Below are 22482 nucleotides of genomic sequence, written 5' to 3'. Positions count from 1 at the left end.
TGCGGGACGGGCCCGCAGCGGCGACTACTCCTGGTTCTGGTTCGCAGTAAGCTTCGCCAACTCGGCATCGATGGAATCGAGTGCCAGCAGAGCGGTTTCGTAGGTCGCTGCACTGGAGTGCCTGACGGCGACGAGGTTGCCGGCCTTCACTGCGGGCAGATCCTGCCACAGCGGGGAGGCGAACAGTTCCTCCAGCTCGGGCGGCAGCGAACCGTCGGCCTCGACACCGTAGACGATCACGTCGGCCTCGCCGAGGTTCTCGGGCAGCTGCTCGACCGACAGGTACTCGGAGTGAACCTCTTCGGGATCGGTCGGCTCACCGTAGAAGTCGAGTCCGAGATCGTCGAACAGGTTGGTGGTGTACGACGAGGCGTACTCGCGGGAGAACTCACCGGGCTCGGTACCGCACACACCGCAGACGCCGGCGAACTTCAGGCCCCCGAGCGAGCCGGCGTACTTGTCGGCGATCTCGGCGGCGCGAGTCTCGTACTCCTCCTTGAACTCCCCGTAGGAGTCGCTGACGTTCGCGGCATCGGCGTACTGCTCACCGAGTTCACGCCACTCGCCCGGAACCGTGAGTCCGACGAAGACCACCGGGGCGAGCGCCTCGAGCTTGGCCACGTCGACCTGCTCCTGCACGCGGGCCGGGACGCCCATGATGATGAGGTCGGGATCGGCGGCGGTGACGGCCTCGTAGTTGAGTTCCGAGACGGCACCGTCGGGAGCGACCTTCGGCAGCGCCTCGTAGGCGGCGAGGGTTTCCTCGTCCATGTTGTCGAGCTCGCGGCTCCACTCGCACACGGCGGCCAGATTCGCGCCGGCCTGGATGAGCGGGAGGGTCGCGTAGCCGCAGGACACGATCCGCTGCGGGTCGGCCGGGATCTCGATGCTGCCGTTCTGCGCTTCGAAGGTGCGCGTCGCGGCGGAGTCGGTGCCGCTCTCCGCGCTGCTGCTGTCGCCGTCGCTCGAACATCCCACAAGTCCGACGGCCAGCAGAGCTGCCGCGCCGAGCGCCGCGGCGCCCCGCGCGCGCTTGCGTTCCAGAACGCGCATCGTTGTACTCCCAGAGTCTCTCGCCGGGGCGCGTTGCCCCGGTCACGATTGGTTAGGCTAACCGAAAGAGACCGCCCCGCCAAGCGCTCCACCCTCAGCCGAATTCGAGCGCGAAATCGTCGATCTCCGACTGGTCGAGGTCGTCGAGCGTGAGGTCGGACGGTGTGAACCCGCCCGCGTCCTCATCCGACGCGTGCCCGGCGAGCGCACGCAGCGCCGCGACCCACTCGTCGGCCAACGCCGATACCGTCTCCACCCGAACGAGATCGGGGCTGTACCCGAACATTCCGCGCAGCACCGGCTCGGCGCCGGAATCGTCGGTGAGCACACCGATCTCGACGGCGTGCGCCACGGGCATATCGGCTTCGGTGGCCCCACCGAGTGCCGAACCCTCCGGGGCACCGGCCCACGCCTGACCTTCCGTCTCGCCCAGCGTGAACCGGCCGAGATAGTTGAAGCCGATGTCCACCGAGCCGACGCTCGCGAGTTCCGGGCCGCCCACGGGGTCGAGATGCCGCAGCATCCCGAATCCGATTCCGCTGTCGGGTATCTCCCGCAGCTGTTCCTTCACGCGTTTCAGAGCGTCACCAGCGCTCGCTCCCCCGGCGTACGCGTCGGCGACGTCGAGTCCCGCGACGTCCAGGCGCACCGGATAGAGCGTGGTGAACCAGCCCACCGTGCGCGACAGATCCGCCCCCGGAACGGCCTGTTCCTCCCGGCCGTGTCCTTCGAGGTCGACCGCGACCGCCCCGTCGCCACACACCCGCGCGGACGCCAACGCCAGAGCCGTGAGCAGGACGTCCTCGACGCCGGCGTGGAACCGCTCGGGCACGGTGGTGAGCAGCGCATCGGTGAGTTCGGACGGAACTTCGACCTGCACCTTCGCGGTGTCCGCCATGGTGTGCCGCACGGGATCCGGATCCCCGGACGCCAGACGCACGCGTCCCGCCGGGGCAAGGATCCGCCGCCACAGCGACAGTTCTGATCTGCGCGCCGGCACCCCGTCGAGCAGTCCCCGCGCCCAGCGGCGCAGCGACGTACCCGCGCGGACCGGGGCGACACCGTCGACCGCACCGGCGAGGTCGGGCACCAGGATCCGCCACGACACACCGTCGACGACGAGGTGGTGCACCGCGACGAACACCCGCCCCGGCGCGTCGGGACCGGCGTCGAAGAAGATCACGCGCACGAGCGCGCCCGCGGCGGGATCGAGTTCGGCGTAGGCGGTCCCGGTCGCGGCGACGATCGCGTCCTGCAGGTCGGCCGAACCCGAGACGTCCACGCGGGTCACGACATCGGCGGCGTCGACGGATCCGACCGAGCGGACGTCGAGCACCCGTGCCTGCGGGTCGAAGACGGCCCGCAGCGCGTCGTGCGTGTCGAGCAGGGCCTGGACGCCGTCGGTCAGCCGGTCGAGCGTCAGCCCTGCGGGCGCGAGGAGCAGGCGCGACTGCGCGTAACGGGCGTACGGTCCACCGCGGTCGAGCATGTCGTGGACGATCGGGGTTGCCGGGACCTCCCCGAGTGCCGCCTCGACGTCGACCGTCCCGGGCCCGTCCTCGATCTCCGCGACACGGGCGAGTCCAGCCGGGCTGCGGTGTTCGAAGACGTGCCGGGCGGTGAAGCGGATCCCGGCGGCGCGCGCTGCGGACACCAACTGGATGGACACGATCGAATCGCCGCCGAGAGCGAAGAAGTCGTCGTCGGGGCCTACGGCGTCGAGTCCGAGCACACCCGCCGTCAGCTCGCACAGGCGCTGTTCGAGTTCGTCCGCCGGCAGCCGACTCTCGGCGGACGGGGTGAAGGCCGGCTCGGGAAGTGCTCTGCGGTCGATCTTTCCGTTACGGGTGACCGGCAGTTCGTCGAGCACGACCGTGACGGCGGGAACCATGTGGTCGGGCAGCCGGTCGGCGACGTACGTCCGGAGGGTGTCGGGATCCGTCGTTCCGGCCGCGTAGGCGACGAGCCGTTTGCGTCCCGGTTCGTCCTCGCGGACCACGACCGCCGCGGCACTCACCGCGGGATGGCTGCCGAGCACGGTCTCGATCTCGCCGAGTTCGATGCGGAAGCCGCGGATCTTCACCTGGTCGTCGGTCCGGCCGAGGTAGTCGAGCACCGGGCCGTCGGTCCGGGAGACCCTCCAGCGCACCAGATCGCCGGTGCGGTACAGACGCTCGCCGTCGGCGTCGAAGGGGTCGGCCACGAACCGTCCCGCGGTCTGCGCGCTCCGGCCGAGATAACCGCGAGTGACGTGCGGACCACCGACGTACAGTTCGCCGGGCACGCCCGGGGGCACCTGCCGCAGGTACGCGTCGAGGACGTGGACCCGGCCGCCGTGGATCGGGGTTCCGATGTTCGGGATGCTTCCCGGGGTGAGTACGACGCCGGTCGCGTCGACGGTGCATTCCGTCGGACCGTACATGTTGCTCACACGCACATCGGTTTCCGCGGCGAGCTGCGTCCACAGGTCACCGGGTACCGCTTCGCCGCCGAGCACCATCGACTCGGGACGATGCGGTGCGGCGGGGTCGAGGAGTCCCTCGGCGAGCAGTCGACCGGCGAGCACCGGACCGCAGTCGAGCGCGTCGATGCGGTGTTCCCGGACGTACCGGACGATGCCCTCGGCATCGGCCATGAGGTCCTCGGCGAGCACGTGCACGGTGTGGCCGCCCAGCATCGCGAGGAGAGGCTCGACGGACGAGTCGAACGCGAAGGTGTAGCTCAGCAGCACGGTGCGGCGGCGCGTCGCGGGATCGCCGACGGTACGGGTGCGCACCGTCTCCCACAGGTTCACGACACCGCGGTGCGGCACCACCACGCCCTTCGGGGTGCCGGTGGATCCGGAGGTGTAGACGAGATAGGCGGTGGTGTCCGGATGCACGACCGGCAGGTGCACGTCCGGGCGGTGATCGGTGATCGATCCGACCGCGTCGGCATCGAGTACGACACCCACACCGGCGTCGCGGAGCATGTACTCGTTCCGCTCCACCGGCTGTTGCGGGTCGAGCACCAGATACGCCGCTCCCGACTTCCACACGCCGAGGATCGCCGCGACCAGCACGGATTCCCGCGGAAGACTCAGTCCCACGATGTCTTCGGGACCGATCCCGTCGGCGACGAGGTGACGGGCGATCCGGTCGGACCAGGCGTCGAGGTCGCGGAAGGTCAGGCGGCTCGACGGCGTGACCAGCGCGGTCTCGTCGCCGTAGCGCTCCACGGTGCGGGCGAACAGCTCGGGCAGGCTGCGGGTCGCCGAGCAGTCGGCGCTGCCACGGTGCGGGCCGGACGGATCCGGCAGCGCGGTGGCATCACCGGCACGCAGCACCTCACGCTCGGAGCCGGTGAGCAGATCGAGCTGCGAGAGCCTCGCGTCCGGATCGGCGCACACCGCGGCGAACGCCCGCTCGACCCGCGCGGCGAAGGCCTCGGCGGACGACTCGTCGAACAGGTCGCGGGCGTACTCGACGCGCACGCACAGACCGCCGTCGGATTCCTCGATGACGTCGAAGGTGAGGTCGAACATCGCGGTGTCGTTCGCGACGAACGAGGGTGTGGGCTTCAGGTCGTCGAATCCCGTGATGGCGGGCGGGCTCTGGTACTGCACCATCACCTGGAACAGGGGGTGCCGGGCCGCGCTGCGCTCGGGGTTGAGCGTCTCCACGACGCGGTCGAACGGGACCTCCTGGTGCGAGTATGCCGCGACGTCGGTGTCCTTGATCCGGGCGAGCAGCTCGCGCACCGTGGGGTCGCCCGAGAGGTCGGTGCGCAGCACCACCATGTTGACGAAGAAGCCGACGAGATCGTCGAGCTCGGGGGCGGGCCGTCCCGCGGTGGGCGAGCCGAGCGGGATGTCCTCTCCCGCGCCGCTGTGCGACAGTGCGACCGCGACCGCCGCGTGCACCATCATGAACATCGTCGTGCCGGTCGTGCGGGCGGCCTCCCGGATCGTCGCCGCGCGGCCGGCCGGGACCCGGTGCTCGACACCGCCACCCGCGTAGGAGGCCACGGCCGGGCGCGGACGGTCGACGGGGAGGTCGAGTTCGGCCGGGAGGCCCTCGAGCTCCTCGCGCCAGAACGCGAGTTGTCGTGCAGCGAGCGAGTTCTCGTCGCCCTGGTCGCCGAGAAGTTCCCGTTGCCAGATCGCGTAGTCGGCGTACTGCACGGGCAGCGGTGCCGGCTCGTGGGAGTCGCCGCGTACGTGCGCGGAGTAGAAGCTGCCGAGATCGCGCAGCAGCAGCGGCGTGGACAGTTCGTCGCTCGCGATGTGGTGGGCGAGCATGAGCATCACGTGCTCGTCGGGCGCGATCGTGAACAACCGGATCCGCAGCGGGATCTCGCGTTCGAGATCGAACGCGTGCCGGGCCTCGGAGTGCAGGCGGCCGGTGAGCGCGTCGCGGTCGACGGCCTCGACCGCGAAAGGAACTGCGATCTCTTCTGTTCCGCGCACGTGCTGCATCCCCACGCCGTCGCGGTCGACGAGGACGGTGCGCAGGCTCTCGTGGCGTGCGAGCACGTCGGAGACCGCGTGCCGCAAAGCATCCGGATCGACGGGTCCGTGCAGGTCGACGGTGATGGGGACGTTGTAGGTGGGGCTGGGCCCTTCCATGCGGTACATGAACCACAGCCGCTGCTGCGCATACGACAGTGGAGCAAGGGACTGGGGTGCAGGATCGGTCCCACCGCGCGGGACGAGCACAGGCCGGTCCGGGGCGGTGTCCGCACCGTTGCTGCAGTGGACGGCGAGCGCGACGACCTGCGGATGGTCGAAGACCGTACGGATCGGCAGCTCCACACCGAGCTCGTCGCGGATCCGGGCGAGCAGCTTCGCGGCGCTGAGCGAGTGCCCGCCGAGGGCGAAGAAGTCGTCGTCGGCGCCCACCGTGTCGAGCCCCAGGATCTCGGCGTAGATGCGGCACAGTGCCCGTTCGGTCTCGGTCTCCGCGACGCGGGACGAGACCATCGACGAGAAGTCCGGTTCGGGCAGCGCCTTGCGGTCGAGCTTGCCGTTGGAGGTCAACGGCATCTCGTCGAGGACGACGAGGGCCGCGGGAACCATGTACCCGGGCAGGAACTCGGCGACGAGGCGACGGGCCTCGACCGGTTCGGGCACGTCCTGACCGACGAGATAACCGACGAGTTGCGCGGTGCCGGAAGGATCGGTGCGCACCACGGTCGCGGCGCGGGACACGCCGGGGATGCGCAGCAGGGCGGCGTCGACCTCACCGAGTTCGATGCGGAATCCCCGGACCTTGACCTGGTTGTCGACCCGGCCGCGGTAGACGAGCCGGCCGTCCTCGGTCCACTGCACGAGATCGCCGGTGCGGTACAGGCGGGCGTACGGACCGGAGGAGTCCTCCGAGTACGGATTCGCGACGAACCTCGTCGCGGTGAGGGCGGGTGCGTCGAGATACCCCCGGACCACGCCCGGCCCGGCCACGTACAGCTCGCCCTCGGTTCCGGCCGGCACGGGGGCGAGTCCCGCGTCGAGGACGTGGACGCGCAGGTTCGCGACGGGGCGGCCGACGACCGGTGTCTCGGCGTCGGCGACCTCCGCGACGAGGACGTCGACGCTGCACTCGGTGGGGCCGTAGAAGTTGAAGGCCGCACCCCGGCGTTCGCGCAGGCGGCTCCACAACCGCTCGGAGACGGCGTCGCCGCCGAAACCGAGGGTGGGCACGGTGCCGTCCGGGAACAGGCCGTCGTCGACGAACTGTTCGAGCTGGCTCGGTGAGAACTCGACGAAATCCCATCCCTCGTCGAGGGCGCGGCGTGCGAGTGCCGCCGGGTCGCGCTGGGTCGCCTCGTCGACGATGTCGACGGTGTGCCCGGCCAGCATCCACAGCAGCGGCTGCCACGACGCGTCGAACGCGAGCGACCAGGCCAGTCCGAGGCGGACGGATTCGCGGCCGGCCTCGCGGGCGGCACGGGTGAACACCTGGGCGCGGTGGCTGTGGAACAGGTTGACCAGCCCGCGGTGGGGTACGACGACACCCTTCGGTCTGCCGGTGGAGCCGGACGTGTGGATCACGTAGGCGATCGAGTCGGGTGTCAGCGGATCGCGCTCCGAGTCGTCGAGCGGAGCGTCGGACACGGCGTCGAGGTCGAGATCCTCGAGCACGACACGCTGCGGCGCCCCCGTCACCTCGGCGACCCGGTCGTCGGTCGTGCGGGTGGTGAGGACGCAGACGGGGTCGGTGGAGCCGAGGATGTGGGCGAGGCGTTCGAGGGGTTGATCGACGTCGAGCGGGACGTAGGCGGCGCCGGTCTCGAGGACGGCGTGGATGGCGACCAGCGCGTCGACGGTGCGGGGCAGCGCGAGGGCGACCCGTGCGTGCGGCCGGTCGAGATCGAAGTTCGAGGCGAGGTGGCGGGCCAGACGGTGCACCCGGGCGCCGAACTGTGCGTAGGTGAGCGTCACATGGGTGTCCGCCGCGGCCGGTGCGTCGGGGGCCGCCTCGATCCTCTCTCGCAGCAGGTCGACGAGGGTCAGGTCGGGGTCGAACGGGATGTCCGGGCTGTGGCTCCAGTCGTCGAGGATCGTCCGTCGCTCGTCGGCGGTCAGGACGGACACCTGCGCGAGCGGGGTGTGCAGACCCCGCTCTGCCACCGAGCCGAACAGCATCTCCAGTCGCTCGGTGTGGATCGTCAGATCCGCCTCGCTGTAGACGTCGGCGTCGACGTCGACGAACACCTCGAGTCCGGCACTGCCGTCGAGCGGCCGCACGGTGACCATGAAGTCCTGCAGGGGTCCTCGGGCCACCGAGTGCACGGCCGCACGCATGTCGCCGAACCGGAGCGAGTCGCCGAACGGCTTGACGTTGACCGACGGGCCGATGACGCCGCGGGATCCGGTGGGTAGTCGCAGGTCGCGCTGGATGTCCTCGGTGCGGTAACGATAGTGGCTGCGGCACAGCGCCACTCCGTCGCGAACCTGAGCTACGAGATCGACGAGCGTGGCCGAGGCGGTCGGATTCAGGCGCAGCGGAACGACATTGACCGCGGTGATCGGCACCCGCAGTGCGGCGCTGCCGAGCCGGTTCATGACGGGGAAACCGAGTGTGAGGTCCTCGCGGCCGGTCGCTCCGCGCAGGTAGGCGGCGACGAGCGCGGTGACCGCGTCGCCCCAGCTCGCGCCGACCTCCTTGCCGAGGGCCACCAGCCCGCGTTGCCGGTCGGCGTCGAGGGTGAAGCGTGCACCACGGGAGCGTCGTGCGATGCCACCCGGTCCGGGCCGGAGAGCGACCGCTTCGTCCACGCCGTCGAGGTACGCGCTCCAGAAGTCACGGTCGGCGTCGAAGTCGGCCGAGTCGCGATAGTCCGATTCCTCCCGTATCACCGATTCGACCGGATCGAACCGTGCGGCAGCAACTTCCGCACCGGCGACCGCGGCGGTGTAGCGCTCGGCGATGCGCCGGTTGAACAGCGAGAACCCGAAGGCGTCGAGGACGATGTGGTGAGCACGCAAGTAGAGCAGGACGTGATCGTCGGCGAGTCGCAGGACCGCGGCCCGGACGCACGGATCCACCGACAGGTCGACGGGCCGTTCGAGGTCGCGCACCATCCACTCGTGGGCCGCCTGCCAGGGGTCCGACGCGAGGGTGAGGTCGACGGTGGGGGCGAGATCGAGCGTGCGCGCACCGGGAATCTGAACGACCGTACCGTCGGCGAGAGTCTCGAATCCCGCGACCAGCACCTCGGCCTCGGATGCCGCTGCGGAAACCGCAGTGACCAGCGCTTCCTCGTCGACTGCGCCTCGCAGTTCGATACATTCCGAGGTGTTGAACAGCGGGTTGTCGGGGTTCAGTTGCTGGGCGAACCATACGCCCGACTGTGCGCGCGACAGAGCGAGCCGTGAGGCGTCCGGGCCGGCAAGGGGCACTGGAGATCCTCTTTCCTTCGATCGAAACGATTGGCTGGGAACGGAATCCGCTGATGTGCGCGCTGCGGCGCCGGAGGGCACAGTACCAAAGGTTAGGCTTACCGTATATGTTGCTCAGTGATCGTGTGTCCTGTGGCGCGGTCCTGCCAGCAGACCTCCTCAACCGGAAGGTACGAGAATGCAAGTGCCGGTCCTCGGCGCAACCGCTACCGACCGGGCCGAGCGGCCCGTCGCGCACCCGTTCGTCCTGTCCCGCCCGCACGGCACGGTGGTCGCCGAAGGCGTGAGCGCACGCTTCGACCGCGCGTCCGTCGCCGCCGACGCCCTGCGCACCGGACAGGCCGCCGCGATCGTCGGAGCATTGCCCTTCGCACCCGACGGACCGGCCGCACTGACCGCTCCGAACACACTCCATCACTCCCCCGCGCACTACGACGCTCCGGCCGCCGACCTGCCCCCGATCACGATCACAGGTGCACTGCCGTCGGAGGGCGAGCACATCGATCGGGTCGAGACCGTACTGCGCCTGCTCCGCTCGGACGACAACGACCTGCTCAAGGTGGTCCTGGCCCGGGCACTCGCTCTGCGCGCCGACCGGCCCGTCACCCCGCACGACCTCCTCGTCGCTCTCACGCGAAACGATCCGCTGCACAACGGCTTCCTCGTCGACCTCACCGCCGCCGGCGGTGCGTGGACGGGACGTCACCTGGTGGGATCGAGCCCGGAGGTGCTCGTGCGCCGTCGCGGCGATCGGGTCACCGCCCACCCCCTCGCCGGATCCGCACCGCGTCATCGCGACCCCGAGATCGATCGGGCGACAGCCGACGAACTCGCCGGGTCTGCGAAGAACCTCGCCGAGCACGCACACGTGATCGATGCGATCCGCACCGCGCTCGAACCGTTGTGCGTCGACCTCGACATCCCCGAGCAGCCGACCGTGACGAGCACGCGCCAGCTGTGGCATCTCGGCACTCCCATCGAGGGTCGCCTGCGCGATCCGGGTGTCACGGCCCTCGATCTCGCACTCGCAGTGCACCCCACTCCCGCGATCTGCGGCACGCCGACCGCCGCGGCCCGCGATCTGATCCTCGCCACCGAGGGCGACCGGGGCTTCTACGCCGGTGCGCTCGGATGGTGCGACGCCGCGGGCGACGGCGAGTGGCTGGTCACCATCCGCTGCGCCGTCCTCGACGCCGACGGTGTCGGGCTCACGGCGTACGCCGGGGGCGGTATCGTCGCCGACTCCGACCCCGCCGACGAACTGGCCGAGACGACCGTCAAGTTCGGCACCGTCCTCGATGCACTGGGAGTACTCCGATGACCGATACCGCACCCTCCCCCGTCACGCTCGTCGTCGGGGCCGCGCAGGGCATCGGCCGCGCGACCGCCGAGGTCCTCGCGCGTGCCGGCCACCGTCTCGTACTCGCCGACCGCAACGCCGAGGGACTGCGCAAGACCGCCGCCCTGCTCGGCGGCTCCGTCCCCACCTACCCCGTCGACATCCGCGACCACGACGCCGTCGCCTACGTCGTCGAGAGCATCGAATCCGAGCACGGACCGATCGAGCATCTCGCGCACGTCGCCGGTGTCTTCACCACGGGATCGGTGCTCGACTCCGATCCCGAGGACTGGCAGCACATGTACGACGTCAACGTCACCGGCCTGCTGTCGGTCCTGCGTTCGGTCGGACGGGCCATGCGGGAGCGGCGGTCGGGTTCGATCGTCGTCGTCGGATCGAACTCCGCCGGCGTGCCGCGCATGGGCATGGGCGCCTACGGATCGTCCAAGGCCGCCTCCACGATGATCGTCCGGATCCTCGGACTCGAACTGGCGCAGTACGGGATCCGCGCCAACATCGTCGCCCCGGGCTCCACCGACACCGCCATGCAGCGCTCGCTGTGGGAGGACCCGAACGACGACGCGGGCGCCCGCAGCGCCATCGAGGGTGACCTGTCGCAGTTCAAGGTCGGCATCCCCCTCGGCCGCATCGCCGAGCCCGCCGACATCGCCGAGGCCATCGAGTTCCTGCTGTCCGACCGTGCTCGCCACATCACCATGCAGGCGCTGTACATCGACGGCGGCGCCACCCTCCGCGCCTGACCGACAGACCGGCCCGACCGACCCGACATCGATCCGCATCCCGAAAGGAACCGTTCCGTGACAACCGGTTTCGAGCGCACGCCGCTCGTCGACACCGCCCGCTACCCCGAGGAGTTCGCCGAGCGGTATCGCGCAGCCGGTTACTGGACGAGCGAGACCTTCGGCGAGTTCCTCCCGGCCCGCGCCGCCCGGTTCGCCGATCGCACCGCCGTCGTCGGACACGACGCGACGGGCACCTGGCGGCACATCACCTACCGCGAACTCGACGACGCCTCGGCCCGCATCGCCGCCGGTCTCGCCGACCTCGGGGTCCGGAAGGGCGACCGTGTCGTCCTGCAGTTGCCGAACATCGTCGAGTACACCGAGGTGCTCTTCGCGGTCTTCCGCCTCGGCGCGCTCCCCGTCTTCTCCCTGCCCGCACACCGCGCGTCGGAGATCGGCTACTTCTGCCGGTTCAGTGACGCCGCAGCGTACGTGATCGCCGCCGAACACGGCGGATTCGACTACCGCGTGCTCGCCCGGCAGGTCACCTCGGAGATGGAGAATCCGCCGGCGGTCGTGGTCGCGGGTGAGGCCGAGGAGTTCACCGCGCTCGGGTCGTTGCGCGACCGCGAACCCGCTCCGATCACGGAGAACGACTCCGGAAGCGTTGCCTTCCTCCAATTGTCGGGTGGCACGACCGGAACGTCGAAGCTCATCCCCCGCACCCACGCCGACTACCTGTACTCCGTGCGCGAGTCCGCGGTGATCTGCGGAGTGGACGAGAACACCCGCATGCTGGTCGCGCTGCCGGCCGCGCACAACTTCCCGATGAGCTCGCCGGGCATCCTCGGTGTGCTGCACGCCGGCGGCACCGTCGTCCTCGCTCCGGATCCGAGCCCCGACACCGCGTTCGCCCTGATCGAGAGCGAGGGCGTGACGATGGCGTCGCTCGTCCCGCCCCTCGCGCAGGCGTGGCTGTCGGCGCGGGCCCGCACCGAACGCGACCTGTCGTCGCTCGAGGTACTGCAGGTCGGTGGCGCGAAGTTCCCGGCCGAGGCCGCCAAACGCGTTCGCCCCGAACTCGGCTGCACGCTGCAGCAGGTCTTCGGAATGGCGGAGGGTCTCGTCAACTACACCCGGCTCGACGACGACGAGGACACCATCGTCACCACCCAGGGCCGGCCGATCAGCCCCGACGACGAGATCCGCGTCGTCGACGACGCGGACGAGCCCGTTCCCGCGGGCACCACCGGTCACCTGCTCACCCGCGGCCCGTACACGATCCGGGGCTACTACAACGCGCCGGAACACAATTCGACGGCGTTCACCCCGGACGGCTTCTACCGCACCGGCGACATCGTCCGGCTCACCGAGCACGGCTACATCGTCGTCGAGGGACGCGCGAAGGACCAGATCAATCGCGGTGGCGAGAAGATCGCAGCCGAGGAGGTCGAGAACCATCTGATCGCGCACCCGGCCGTGCTCGACGCGGCGGTGGTGTCGATGCCCGACCAGTATCTCGGCGAACGCACCTGCGCTTTCGTCGTCACCGAGGGTGAAGTGCCGAAGGCCCTCGCGCTCAAGAAGTTCCTGAGGGAGCGAGGGCTGGCCGAGTACAAGATCCCCGACAAGGTGCAGTTCGTCGACGCCTTCCCGGTCACGGGAGTGGGCAAGATCAGCCGGAACGAACTGCGGCGCGCTCTCGCGGCCACTCTGAAGGACTGATCTCGCTCCGCGACGACGGGACGGTCTCACCTCGCTCGGCGCGGGCCGCGAGGGTCGCGTAGCGGCCACCGCGGGCGACGAGGTCGTCGTGCGTTCCGCGTTCGACGATGCGGCCCCGGTCGAGGACCACGATCTCGTCGGCGTTGCGCACGGTCGAGAGCCGGTGCGCGATGGTGATGGTCGTGCGTCCGCTGCGCGCGGCGTCGAGGGCCTGCTGCACGGCGTGCTCGGTGTCGTTGTCGAGGGCGCTGGTCGCCTCGTCGAGCACGAGGACACGCGGGTCGCGCAGGAGCGTGCGTGCGATCGCCAGGCGCTGCTTCTCGCCGCCCGAGAAGCGGTGTCCGCGGGCGCCGACGACGGTGTCGTAGCCGTCCGGCAGCGAGACGATCAGGTCGTGGATGTGTGCGGCGCGGGCCGCGGCCTCGATCTCGTCGTCGGTCGCGTCCGGCTTCGCGTAGCGCAGGTTCTCCCGGACGGTCGCGTGGAGGAGGTAGGTCTCCTGCGAGACCACGCCGACCAGTCCGGCGAGATCGGCGAGCCGCATGTCGCGCAGGTCGACACCGTCGATGCTCACGCGCCCCTCGACCGGGTCGTACAGTCGTGCGACGAGCGAGCCGAGCGTGGTCTTGCCCGAGCCTGTCTCACCGACGAGCGCAACCTGCGCCCCCGCCGGGACGTCGAGGTCGATCCCGTCGAGCGCGTTGCGGTGCGCTCCTTCGTAGCGGAAGCTCACGTTCTCGAACCGCACCCGGCCGGCGACGGTCGCCGGGTCGACGGGCGCCGGATCGCGCGGGTCGTCGATGTCGACGGGAAGGTCGAGGTATTCGAAGATGCGGCTGAACAGGGCCAGCGAACTGGTGACGGAGACACCGACGTCGAGCAGGCTCATCAGCGGCCGGAACAGCGCGCCCTGCAGTCCGGTGAAGGCCACCAGGGTGCCGATCGTCATGCCGCCCGAGGTGGCCGGCAGACCGGCGACGAGATAGAGGACCGCGGGGATCGCCGCGAAGACGATGTTCATCGTGGCCATGCGCCAGCGGCCGGACAACTGCGCGTGCACCTCGAGATCGGCCAGTTCCTCCGATGTGCGGGCGAACTTGTCGGACAGTGCCGGGCCGGTGCCCAGCGTCTTGACGAGCAGCACGCCGCTGACCGACAGTCCTTCGTCGATCTGCGACTGCATGTCGGCGAGGCGGCGCTGCTGACGGGCAGTGACGGCGCGGCGCATGAGCGCGACCCGGCGCGTGAGCCAGATGGCCGGCGGGAGCACGATCAGGGACAGCAGGGCCAGTCGCCAGCTGAGGACCGCCATGGCGATCGCCGTGCCGACGACGGTGGTGACGTTGGACGCCAGCGAGGTCGCGGTGTTGGTGACCACGGACTGCATGCCACCGATGTCGTTGGTCAGCCGCGACTGGATCTCGCCGCCGCGAGTGCGGGTGAAGAAGTTCAGAGACTGGCGCTGCAGGTGGGAGAAGACCCGGGTGCGCAGACCGTGCATGACGTTCTGGCCGACGGTCGTGGAGATCCAGGTCTGGACGACGGACAGGAGCGAGCTCGCGACGGTGACGGCCAGCATGCCACCGACCGCCCACAGCAGCAGGCTCACGTTCTGGTGCGGGATGGCGTCGTCGATGACGGCGCGGACGAGGAAGGGGGTCGCGAGGGAGATCACCGACGAGGCGATGATGAGCGCGACGACGAGGGTGATCTTCCACCGGTAGGGCGCGAAGAGGGCGCCGATACGGCGCAGGCTCACCGGGGCTTCGCGGAGCTGTTCGAGATCCTTCTTGTCGATCCTGCCGCGGCTGCCCGGCTTGCCGCCGAGTGTGGGTGGGGGCTGCATCATGTGCGCCACCTCGATTCGTGGTTCGTGTTTCGTACTTATTGAGGTTGCCTCATTGAGTGGCAACCGTCAAGTGAGGTACTGTGAGCACTATGTCGGATTCACCCGTCGCACTGCGCGATCTGCTCCTCACCACCACGCGTACGCTGCGCCGACGCTGGCACGACCTCCTCCAGCCGTGGGGATTGTCACCCCACGAGTACCGGGCCCTCGACGTCATCGGACGCGCCGACGACCCGATCCGCCTCGGCGTCGTGGCCAAGGAACTGCGCATCGTCCCCCGCTCGGCCACCGAGGTCGTCGACCGCCTCGAGACGCGGGGTCTCACCGAGCGGCTCCCCGATCCCGCCGACCGGCGCGCGGTCTGCGTGCGGCTGACCGACGAGGGCCGCAGGATCCGGGCCGAGCTGGCCTCCGCCCGCGATGCCGACGCCGTCGAGATGTTCGACCGGCTCGGCGCCGAGGAACGCGCGCGACTGTCCGATCTGCTGCACAAACTCGTCGACGACCGGCCGCGCTGATCCTTTCCGGTTCCGGGTACTCACATTTCCGACGGCGGCGACGTCTTCCCTACGAGGGCCTGTGCCCGTGTTGTCCGGCCGATCGAGGAGAGCCCGTGGAGACCATCGAGAATCTGCAGTCGCGCGTCGACGCACTGAACCTGCCCGAGCTGACGAACGAGCTCGACGAGAACGGCTGCGTCCTCACCGGGCCGCTGCTGAGCGACGACGAATGCGCCGAGCTCGCGGCCCTGTGGGACGACGACGCCCGCTTCCGCACCACGGTCGACATGAGCCGCTACCGATACGGGCACGGCATCTACAAGTACTTCGGCCTACCCGTCCCCGACGCCGTCGCACACCTGCGCTCGGCGTTCTACCGGCAGCTGCTCGGCGTCGCGCGCTCGTGGGCCGAACGCCTCGGCGATCCGGCACCCTGGCCCGACGACTTCGACGACTGGCTGGGCATGTGCCACGCGGCCGGCCAGACCGACCCCACCCCGCTGATGCTGCGCTACACCACCGGCGACTGGAACGCCCTGCACCGCGATCTCTACGGCGACCTCGTGTTCCCCCTGCAGGTCGTGATCGGGCTCGACCGGGCGGGCGTCGACTACACCGGCGGTGAGTTCCTGCTGGTCGAACAACGGCCCCGCGCGCAGTCGCGGGGCACCGTCACCGTGCTCGAGCGCGGCCACGCGCTGATCTTCACCACCCGCGACCGACCGATCCGCTCGGCACGCGGATGGTCGCGGGCGCCGGTCCGGCACGGCGTGAGCACCGTCCGTTCCGGCCTGCGTCGCACGCTCGGCCTGGTCCTGCACGACGCGGCCTGAGCATTCTTACCGTTCGAAGATCCGCCGCGGATTGTCCACGAGCATCGTGGTGATCTGCTCCTCGGTCACGCCCCGTTCGCGCAGGGCCGGCAGCACCTCGTCGCTGATGTGGTTGTAGTTCCAGTTGGGCACGGCGGCCTGCTTCACGTCGTGCGGGAACCAGTCGATGAAGCATGCCGCGTCGTGCGAGAGCACCATGCGCTCGGTATAACCGGCCTCCACGAGCGCGACCACCGTGTCGACGCGCTGCTCGAACGGCAACAGCAGGTCGAGGCCGAAGCGGTCCATCCCCAGAATCGAACCGGCGTCGGCGATCCGGCGCAGGTAATCCAGATCGGTCGAATCACCGCTGTGCCCGACGACCACCTTGGTGAGGTCGACACCTTCCTCCGCGAGCACGCGTTGCGCCACCTCCCCCGATCCGGTGTGCGGGTTGGTGTGCACCGTGATCGGCACGCCGGTCTCGACGTGCGCCTGCCCCACCGCCCGAATCACGCGTTCGACGCCCGGCGTGAGGCCCGGAAGCTCGATGGCGCACTTGAGCATTCCTGCACGTACCCCCGTGCCGGCGATGCCCTCGCGGATGTCCTTCACGAACAGTTCGGTGAGCGGTTCCGGTCCGTCCACCAGCAGCCCCGGCCCGACGTTGTGGAACTGGAACGGCAGATCGTTGTAGGTGTACAGGCCCGTCGCGACGACGATGGAGATGTCCACCTGTTCGGCGACGCGCTGGATGCGCGGGATGTACCGGCCGAGACCGACCACCGTGGGATCGACGATCGTGTCGATGCCACGCTCCGACAACGCCTTCAACTTCGCCACCGCGTCGTCGACACGCTCGTCCTCGTCCCACGGGCTCGGGTAGTCGGGAAAGTTGCTGCGGATCTCCTCGCCGAGCACGAAGACGTGCTCGTGCATGAGGACTCTGCCCAGACGGCCCGTGTCGAGGGGGCCGCGAACGGTGTCGACGGATGTCATGACCGGTGACGTTAGGACACCACCGGCGGGAGGGGCACCGATTTCACGAATCGGTGGGAGTCGACTCCTCGAGGGCCTGACGGTAGCGACGCATGCCGCGCAGCCACCGGTCGTAGTCGGCGCCCTTGTTCCGGTACAGCTCGAGGACCTCCGGGTGCGGAAGGATCAGGAAGTGCTCCTCCTCCATCGCGGCGAACACCGTCTCCGCGACGTCCGCGGGTTCGAGCACCGCACCGGCGGTCGTGACGGCCCGGGTGGCGAGTTCGCCGAGTGCATGCCCGGATGCGTCCCCCGAGTACAGCAGGGGTGTGTTGACGCCCATCGGGCACAGGCAGCTCACCCGCACGCCCTTGTCGCCGTAGGTCACCGACAACCACTCGGCGAAACCGACGGCCGCGTGCTTGGTGACCGAGTAGGTGGCCGAGCCGATCTGGGTGAGCAGGCCCGCCGCCGACGCCGTGCTGACGAAATAGCCCTCGCCGCGTTCGACCCAGCGGGGCACCAGCAGTCGCGCCGCCCGGATGTGTGCGCGCAGGTTGACGTCGAAGGACTGCTCCCAGACCGAGTCCTCGATCTCCAGGCCCGGCACACCGGTGACACCGGCATTGGCGAAGTACATGTCCACGGGACCGAACTCCGCTTCGGCGCGCTCGACGAGCCCGCGGATGTGCTCGTCGTCGGAGACGTCCGCCGCCACCGCGACCGCGCTGCCCGGCGTCTTCTCCTCGAGCGTCGCGACGACGCGCTGTGCCGCGTGTTCGTCGAGGTCTGCGACCACCACTCGCGCACCCCGTTCGACGAGGCCGGCAGCGATGGCGCCGCCGATTCCGCCGCCCCCGCCGGTCACGACGGCCACTCTGCCTTCGACCTTCATCGCTGTTACCTCCCCGTCGAATCGCAGTGCCGTCCCATGCGGCACAGTTGGTACGGAACCTGTCTACACGTATCACCGGCTGTAGGTACCGCTCACACGCACGGAAGGTCGAGCACCCGGGATGGACGAATTGTTCTCCGTCTCCCGTCCGCGACGCGAGATCGCGCCGGGCGCCGTGCACTTGCCCGACTGGCTCGGCCCGGACGAACAGCGCGAGCTCGTCGAGCTGTGTCGCGAATGGGCGCGCCCACCGGCGCCGATGCGGCACACCCTGCTGCCGGGTGGCGGACGGATGTCGGTGAGCACGGTGTGCCTCGGATGGCACTGGTCGCCCTACCGGTACACCCGCACCGCGGTCGACGTCGACGACGCTCCCGTTCCCCCGCTTCCCGACCGGCTCGTCGAACTCGGGCGGCGTGCCGTCGCCCATGCCTACGACGATCCGGCGGTCGGGAACGGGTACGAGCCCGATACCGCCCTGATCAATTTCTACGACCGCGACGCGCGGATGGGCATGCATCAGGACAAGGACGAGCGGGTGAGCGCGCCGATCGTGTCGCTCAGCCTCGGGGATGCCTGCCTGTTCCGGTTCGGCAACACCGAGTCGCGCGGCCGGCCGTACACCGACGTGCGTCTCGAATCCGGCGACCTGTTCGTCTTCGGCGGGCCGTCGCGGTTCGCCTACCACGGGGTGCCGGTCGTGTATCCGGACACCGGTAGCGCCCGCTGCGGACTCACCGCTGGGCGCCTCAACATCACCCTGCGGAGCACCGGACTCGCCTGACCGAACCGTGCCGGAATTCCGAACGTTCGGTCTGTGACTTTGTAACCAACTACACTCGGAGTAGCGGTTCTCCGGCGAGAAATACGTCAAATCGGACGATATTCTCGTGCGGTAGTCATCGGTGTCGGGGTCGATCACAGGAGACTGCCATGTCCGACTTCGTTTGTCGTCGTGTCCTGGCGATCATCGCAGGACTCACCCTCGGCCTGACCGGACCTGTCGCCGCCGCTGCCGCTACCGGCACCGCGTCCACCGCCCGCGCGGAGACCTTCCGTCCGTGCCCGGAGCGGTTCGTCATCGCGGTCGACGGAACCCGCAACCTCGACACCCCGGATTCGATCGATCCCGATTCGCCCCTCGCGAAGATCTCGGCGCGCTACGCGGCACCCGGCACGGTGGTCGAGCACATCCGTTATCCCGCCGTCGTGGTCCCGGTGCCCGAGTCCGGGTCGAGCGAGGGATCTGGTCGTCTCGCCTACGACGAGTCCAAGAGGATCGGGCACCAGCGCCTGCGCGAGACCATCACCGTCCGGCACGGCTCGTGCCCCGACAGCGAACTCGTCGTCCTCGGTTACTCGCAGGGCGCGTCGATCGCCGGCGACGTCCTCGCCGAGATCGCAGCCGACGGTTCGGTGCCGCCGGAGCGGATCAGCGGTGTGTTGTACTCCGACCCGCGTGACACCCGGGGAGTCGAAACACTGTTTCCGGGCGAGGTCGTCCCGGGCATCACGCTCGGCGGTGGTCGCGACGACTTCGGCACGATCGCCGTCGAACGGATCTGCATCGAGGGTGACGCGGTCTGCGACGGCGTGACGCCAGAGGAGAGCGAAGGGTGGTTGGGCGAGAACGTTACCGGCTACCTGAGACTGCACACGACCTATCCCGACTACGAGCCGTGAGCATCGTCGCACCAGGGAGAACCCGGGCGGGGATATACCGGTTCGGTATCGTCGGTTCATGAGCGTCGAGTCCCCGGCCACCCATCTCTCCGCTTCCGGCGATGATCCTCTCGCGCTGGAGCGGCAGGTGTGTTTCGCGCTCGCCGTGGCGAACCGCGCCGTGCTCGCGGTCTATCGACCGATCCTCGACGGGCTGGGCCTGACCCACCCGCAGTATCTGGTCATGCTTGCTCTGTGGGAACGTTCGCCGCTGACGAGCAAGGAGGTGGGGCAGTTGCTCCAGCTCGACTCCCCCACGCTGTCTCCCCTGCTCAAGCGACTCGAGGCGCTGGGCCTGCTCACCCGCGCGCGCAGCGCGGCCGACGAACGGCAACTCGTCCTCGAGCTCACCGACGCCGGACGGGCGCTGCGTGCCGAGGCCGAGTCGGTGCCGGGACAGGTCGTCGACGCCCTCGGTGTCGGACTCGACGAACTCCAGGACCTGCACGCCGCGCTCGTCCGCGTCAACACGGCGGCACTGAAGGCCGGAGCACTCTGACAGATCGGTAGCTGCCGCAACCCCGACGGCTCGCGGCAGCACTGTCCGACCGTCTTCTATCGATACGCATCGGCACGGTGCGAAATCGCGGTGACCTCGACCGTGCGGCGCTCATTCCTCGGACGACCGGTCGTCACGCATCAGTCGCTTCAGCTCCTCCGTATCGACGACGTCTCCCGACTCGACCTCGGTTCGGCCCGCGATGTGCGTCCTCAGCAGATCGGCAACCGACAACACCGCGATCGTCTCCTGCATCGCGTCGTAATCGTCGGCACCGAGAAGCACCGCGGCGCGGTGCCCGTTACGGGTGATCTCGAATCGCTCGTGTGTGGGCTCGGCCTCGTCGACCAGTCGTGACAATTGCGCCCGGGCGATGGCGACAGGAAGAGTGGTCATGTACATATTTCTAGCGAAATCGCTGGGGAAGTCGCAGGTCATTCGGTTCGCGTCGAGTCCGACGCCGGCTTTCGACGCGAGGCCACGAACGCCAGGACGAGACCGAAGGCCACCCAGCACAGCAGGACGATCGTGGGGAAACCCGCGCCGGCGCCGTCGCGATCCGGCCGGACGGTCGGTGACCCGGGGCGCCGCACGCGCGGACGCCCCGGGACCGGCTCAGTGCGGGAGTTCGAGCGTCGTCGGCACCAGCGGAACCGAGGCCTCGCCGGTGTAGACGAGGAAGGTGAACGACTCCTGGAAGTACAGGTTCACCGTCTCGGCGTCGTGCGAGAGGTAGCCGATCGACAGATCCTGGCCGACCTGCAGGTCGTAGTCGCCGCCGCGCGTGGTCAGGACGAACGCACCGTCGATCGCCGGGGCCCAGATGAGGTCGCCGTCGATGAGGCGGCGCAGCTGTTCGCGGATCGGATAGCCGTGATCGGACGTCTCGCTGACCTTGGTGTATTCGTCGGCGCCGAGCAGGATCGAGTACGGGCCGCCTACACCCGCCAGTCGCAGCTGCGACAACGCCTGGCTGATGATCTCCGGGAAGTCGCGGGGATCGTCGGGCAGCTGCAGGGACGGGTTCGACGACGACGCCCGGATGCCCTCGATACCGGCGGCCGCGTAGCCCTCGAAGATCGCGCGGTCCTCGGCGAAGGCGATCTGGCGGGCCGCTTCCTTGACGGGGTCGAGGTCGATGTCGCGGGAACCGCGCTCGACGCTGTCGATCTCCTCGCGCGACAGCGTGAACGGCACCCGCAGTTCGACGACCGGCGCGACGCGGTGCTGGCGTGCCCGCACTCCGGTGGCCGGGGGCTCGATCTCGCGGGTGCGGCCGAGACCCACCGCTGCGAAGTCGGTGCCGTGCGGTCCGGAGAAGTCGACGACGGTGCGTCCGGCGACGTGCCGCTTGAAGGTGCGCGCGGCCTCCTCCTCGATCTCGGTCCATGCTGCCTCGGAAATCGGGGCGAGGTCGCGATACAGATTGTTCACAGCGTCGAACTCCTTCGCAGAGCGCCAATTCCGAGTGATCCGTCGGCCGGCCGGCCGGCGGTCGAGGCACTCGAATCTTCGTGGGAGGGAATATCCGCCGGTGACGGCGGAAGATCTTCGAGGAACTCCAGCGAGGGGCAGAAGAACAGCGAGCCCGTCACCGCGGTGGAGAAGTCCAGGATGCGGTCGGTGTTGCCGGGTGGGCTGCCCAGGAACATGTTGCGCAGCATCTGCTCGGTCACCTCCGGGGTGGCCGAGTAACCGATGAAGTAGGTGCCGAACTCGTCGGCGCCGAAGCTGCCGAACGGCATGTTCGCGCGCACGATCTGCTGCTCGACCCCGTTCTCGTCGACGATCACGTTCAGCGCGACGTGCGAATTCGCGGGCTTGGTCTCGTCGTCGAGTTCGATGTCGTCGAGCTTGGTCCGGCCGATCGCCCGCTCCTGCTCCTCCACCGTCAGCGAGTTCCACGACGCGAGGTCGTGCAGGTACTTCTGGACGATGACGTAGCTACCCCCGGCGAAGTCCGGATCCTCGTCGGAGACCAGGGCCGCGTCGACGGCCTCGTCGTCCTCGGGGTTCTCCGTTCCGTCGACGAAGCCGAGCAGGTCGCGGCGCTCGAAATAACGGAAGCCGTGCGTCTCGTCGACGACCCGAGCCGCACCGCGCAGCCGATCGTTGATCTTCGCGGCGAGTTCGAAACACAGGTCCATCGTCGACGCGCGGAGGTGGAACAGCAGGTCGCCGGGGGTCGAGGGGGCCCGGTGCCGACCGCCGTCGAGCGGGACGAACGGATGGAGTCCGGCGGGCCGGGGGCCGTCGAACAGCCGGTCCCACATGTCCGAGCCGATGCCGGTGACGACCGACAGGCCGCCCTCCTGGATGCGGAAACCGACCGAGCGGCGCAGGCCCGAGAGATCCTCGAGCAGATCCCGCACGGTGTCCTCTGCGCCCTCGTCGACGGTGACGACGAGGAAGATCGCCGCTTCGGTGAGCGGGGTCAGTATCGGTTGTGCACGAACCACTCCGACAACGCTAGTGCACGCCGACGAAA

16 protein-coding genes are annotated in these 22482 nt (G+C 69.3%); 8 read left to right on the top strand and 8 right to left on the bottom strand.

All coding sequences use genetic code 11. The annotated features are described in order from the left end of the window. Window positions 1-24: 24 nt before the first annotated feature. A complete protein-coding gene (locus ACPCXD_RS09830) occupies window positions 25-1053 on the bottom strand; it encodes an ABC transporter substrate-binding protein (RefSeq protein WP_423659375.1) in 1029 nt (342 codons plus the stop codon). A gap of 94 nt (window positions 1054-1147) precedes the next feature. After that, window positions 1148-8932 carry a non-ribosomal peptide synthetase gene (locus ACPCXD_RS09825; RefSeq protein ID WP_423659373.1) on the bottom strand — a complete coding sequence of 2595 codons (7785 nt, stop codon included), beginning with the start codon at window positions 8930-8932 and terminating at the stop codon, window positions 1148-1150. A 178-nt stretch (window positions 8933-9110) separates the two neighbouring features. On the opposite strand from ACPCXD_RS09825, the gene ACPCXD_RS09820 reads away from it, so the two are divergent. From ACPCXD_RS09820 to ACPCXD_RS09810, 3 genes are read left to right on the top strand one after another with little or no spacing between them, the layout of a single operon-like run. Then, window positions 9111-10253, top strand: a complete 1143-nt coding sequence (locus tag ACPCXD_RS09820; protein ID WP_202399314.1) for an isochorismate synthase — start codon at window positions 9111-9113, stop codon at window positions 10251-10253. Then, on the top strand, window positions 10250-11032 hold the full coding sequence (locus tag ACPCXD_RS09815; RefSeq protein WP_145693007.1) for a 2,3-dihydro-2,3-dihydroxybenzoate dehydrogenase: 783 nt from the start codon (window positions 10250-10252) through the stop codon (window positions 11030-11032). Before ACPCXD_RS09820 ends, ACPCXD_RS09815 begins: the two co-directional genes overlap by 4 nt. Window positions 11033-11089: 57 nt before the next feature. Further along, a complete protein-coding gene (locus ACPCXD_RS09810; protein ID WP_229567025.1) occupies window positions 11090-12739 on the top strand; it encodes a (2,3-dihydroxybenzoyl)adenylate synthase in 1650 nt (549 codons plus the stop codon). On the opposite strand, the gene ACPCXD_RS09805 is transcribed toward ACPCXD_RS09810, so the two are convergent. After that, entirely contained in the window at window positions 12690-14588 is a 1899-nt protein-coding gene (locus ACPCXD_RS09805) for an ABC transporter ATP-binding protein (RefSeq protein ID WP_085469472.1), read from the bottom strand. The two genes, ACPCXD_RS09810 and ACPCXD_RS09805, sit on opposite strands and share 50 nt — an antisense overlap. 89 nt (window positions 14589-14677) lie before the next feature. On the opposite strand from ACPCXD_RS09805, the gene ACPCXD_RS09800 reads away from it, so the two are divergent. Together ACPCXD_RS09800 and ACPCXD_RS09795 are read left to right on the top strand one after the other, a co-directional pair. Next, window positions 14678-15106, top strand: a complete 429-nt coding sequence (locus ACPCXD_RS09800) for a MarR family winged helix-turn-helix transcriptional regulator (RefSeq protein WP_016693967.1) — start codon at window positions 14678-14680, stop codon at window positions 15104-15106. Window positions 15107-15201: 95 nt separating this feature from the next. After that, window positions 15202-15921, top strand: a complete 720-nt coding sequence (locus tag ACPCXD_RS09795; protein WP_160873731.1) for a 2OG-Fe(II) oxygenase — start codon at window positions 15202-15204, stop codon at window positions 15919-15921. A gap of 6 nt (window positions 15922-15927) precedes the next feature. Here the strand turns inward: ACPCXD_RS09795 and ACPCXD_RS09790 are convergent, their stop codons facing one another. Continuing rightward, window positions 15928-16899, bottom strand: coding sequence for a phosphotriesterase family protein (locus ACPCXD_RS09790; protein ID WP_160873730.1), 972 nt, complete (start codon window positions 16897-16899; stop codon window positions 15928-15930). A gap of 43 nt (window positions 16900-16942) precedes the next feature. Continuing rightward, entirely contained in the window at window positions 16943-17773 is an 831-nt protein-coding gene (locus ACPCXD_RS09785; RefSeq protein WP_423659370.1) for an SDR family oxidoreductase, read from the bottom strand. 121 nt (window positions 17774-17894) lie between these two features. Here ACPCXD_RS09785 and ACPCXD_RS09780 point away from each other — a divergent pair, with 121 nt between their 5' ends. From ACPCXD_RS09780 to ACPCXD_RS09770, 3 genes are all read left to right on the top strand, one after another. Continuing rightward, on the top strand, window positions 17895-18557 hold the full coding sequence (locus tag ACPCXD_RS09780; protein WP_423659368.1) for an alpha-ketoglutarate-dependent dioxygenase AlkB family protein: 663 nt from the start codon (window positions 17895-17897) through the stop codon (window positions 18555-18557). Window positions 18558-18706: 149 nt separating this feature from the next. Next, on the top strand, window positions 18707-19456 hold the full coding sequence (locus tag ACPCXD_RS09775) for a cutinase family protein (protein ID WP_423659366.1): 750 nt from the start codon (window positions 18707-18709) through the stop codon (window positions 19454-19456). A gap of 58 nt (window positions 19457-19514) precedes the next feature. Continuing rightward, entirely contained in the window at window positions 19515-19994 is a 480-nt protein-coding gene (locus ACPCXD_RS09770) for a MarR family winged helix-turn-helix transcriptional regulator (RefSeq protein WP_423659364.1), read from the top strand. 111 nt (window positions 19995-20105) lie between these two features. Here ACPCXD_RS09770 and ACPCXD_RS09765 read toward each other — a convergent pair whose 3' ends face one another. The 3 genes from ACPCXD_RS09765 to ACPCXD_RS09755 all read right to left on the bottom strand — a co-directional run bounded on the left by ACPCXD_RS09765 (window position 20106) and on the right by ACPCXD_RS09755 (window position 22453). After that, a complete protein-coding gene (locus ACPCXD_RS09765; protein WP_229567018.1) occupies window positions 20106-20390 on the bottom strand; it encodes a type II toxin-antitoxin system Phd/YefM family antitoxin in 285 nt (94 codons plus the stop codon). A gap of 219 nt (window positions 20391-20609) precedes the next feature. Beyond that, window positions 20610-21428, bottom strand: coding sequence for a family 1 encapsulin nanocompartment shell protein (locus ACPCXD_RS09760; protein WP_160873727.1), 819 nt, complete (start codon window positions 21426-21428; stop codon window positions 20610-20612). After that, window positions 21425-22453 carry a Dyp-type peroxidase gene (locus ACPCXD_RS09755; protein WP_160873726.1) on the bottom strand — a complete coding sequence of 343 codons (1029 nt, stop codon included), beginning with the start codon at window positions 22451-22453 and terminating at the stop codon, window positions 21425-21427. The genes ACPCXD_RS09760 and ACPCXD_RS09755 overlap by 4 nt, the downstream gene beginning before the upstream one ends. Window positions 22454-22482 lie beyond the last annotated feature (29 nt).

Source organism: Rhodococcus sp. AB351 (genome assembly GCF_049538275.1).
GTDB lineage: Bacteria > Actinomycetota > Actinomycetes > Mycobacteriales > Mycobacteriaceae > Rhodococcus.
The sequence above is the reverse complement of the archived record's forward strand: the minus strand, read 5'-3'. Positions and strand labels throughout refer to the sequence as shown.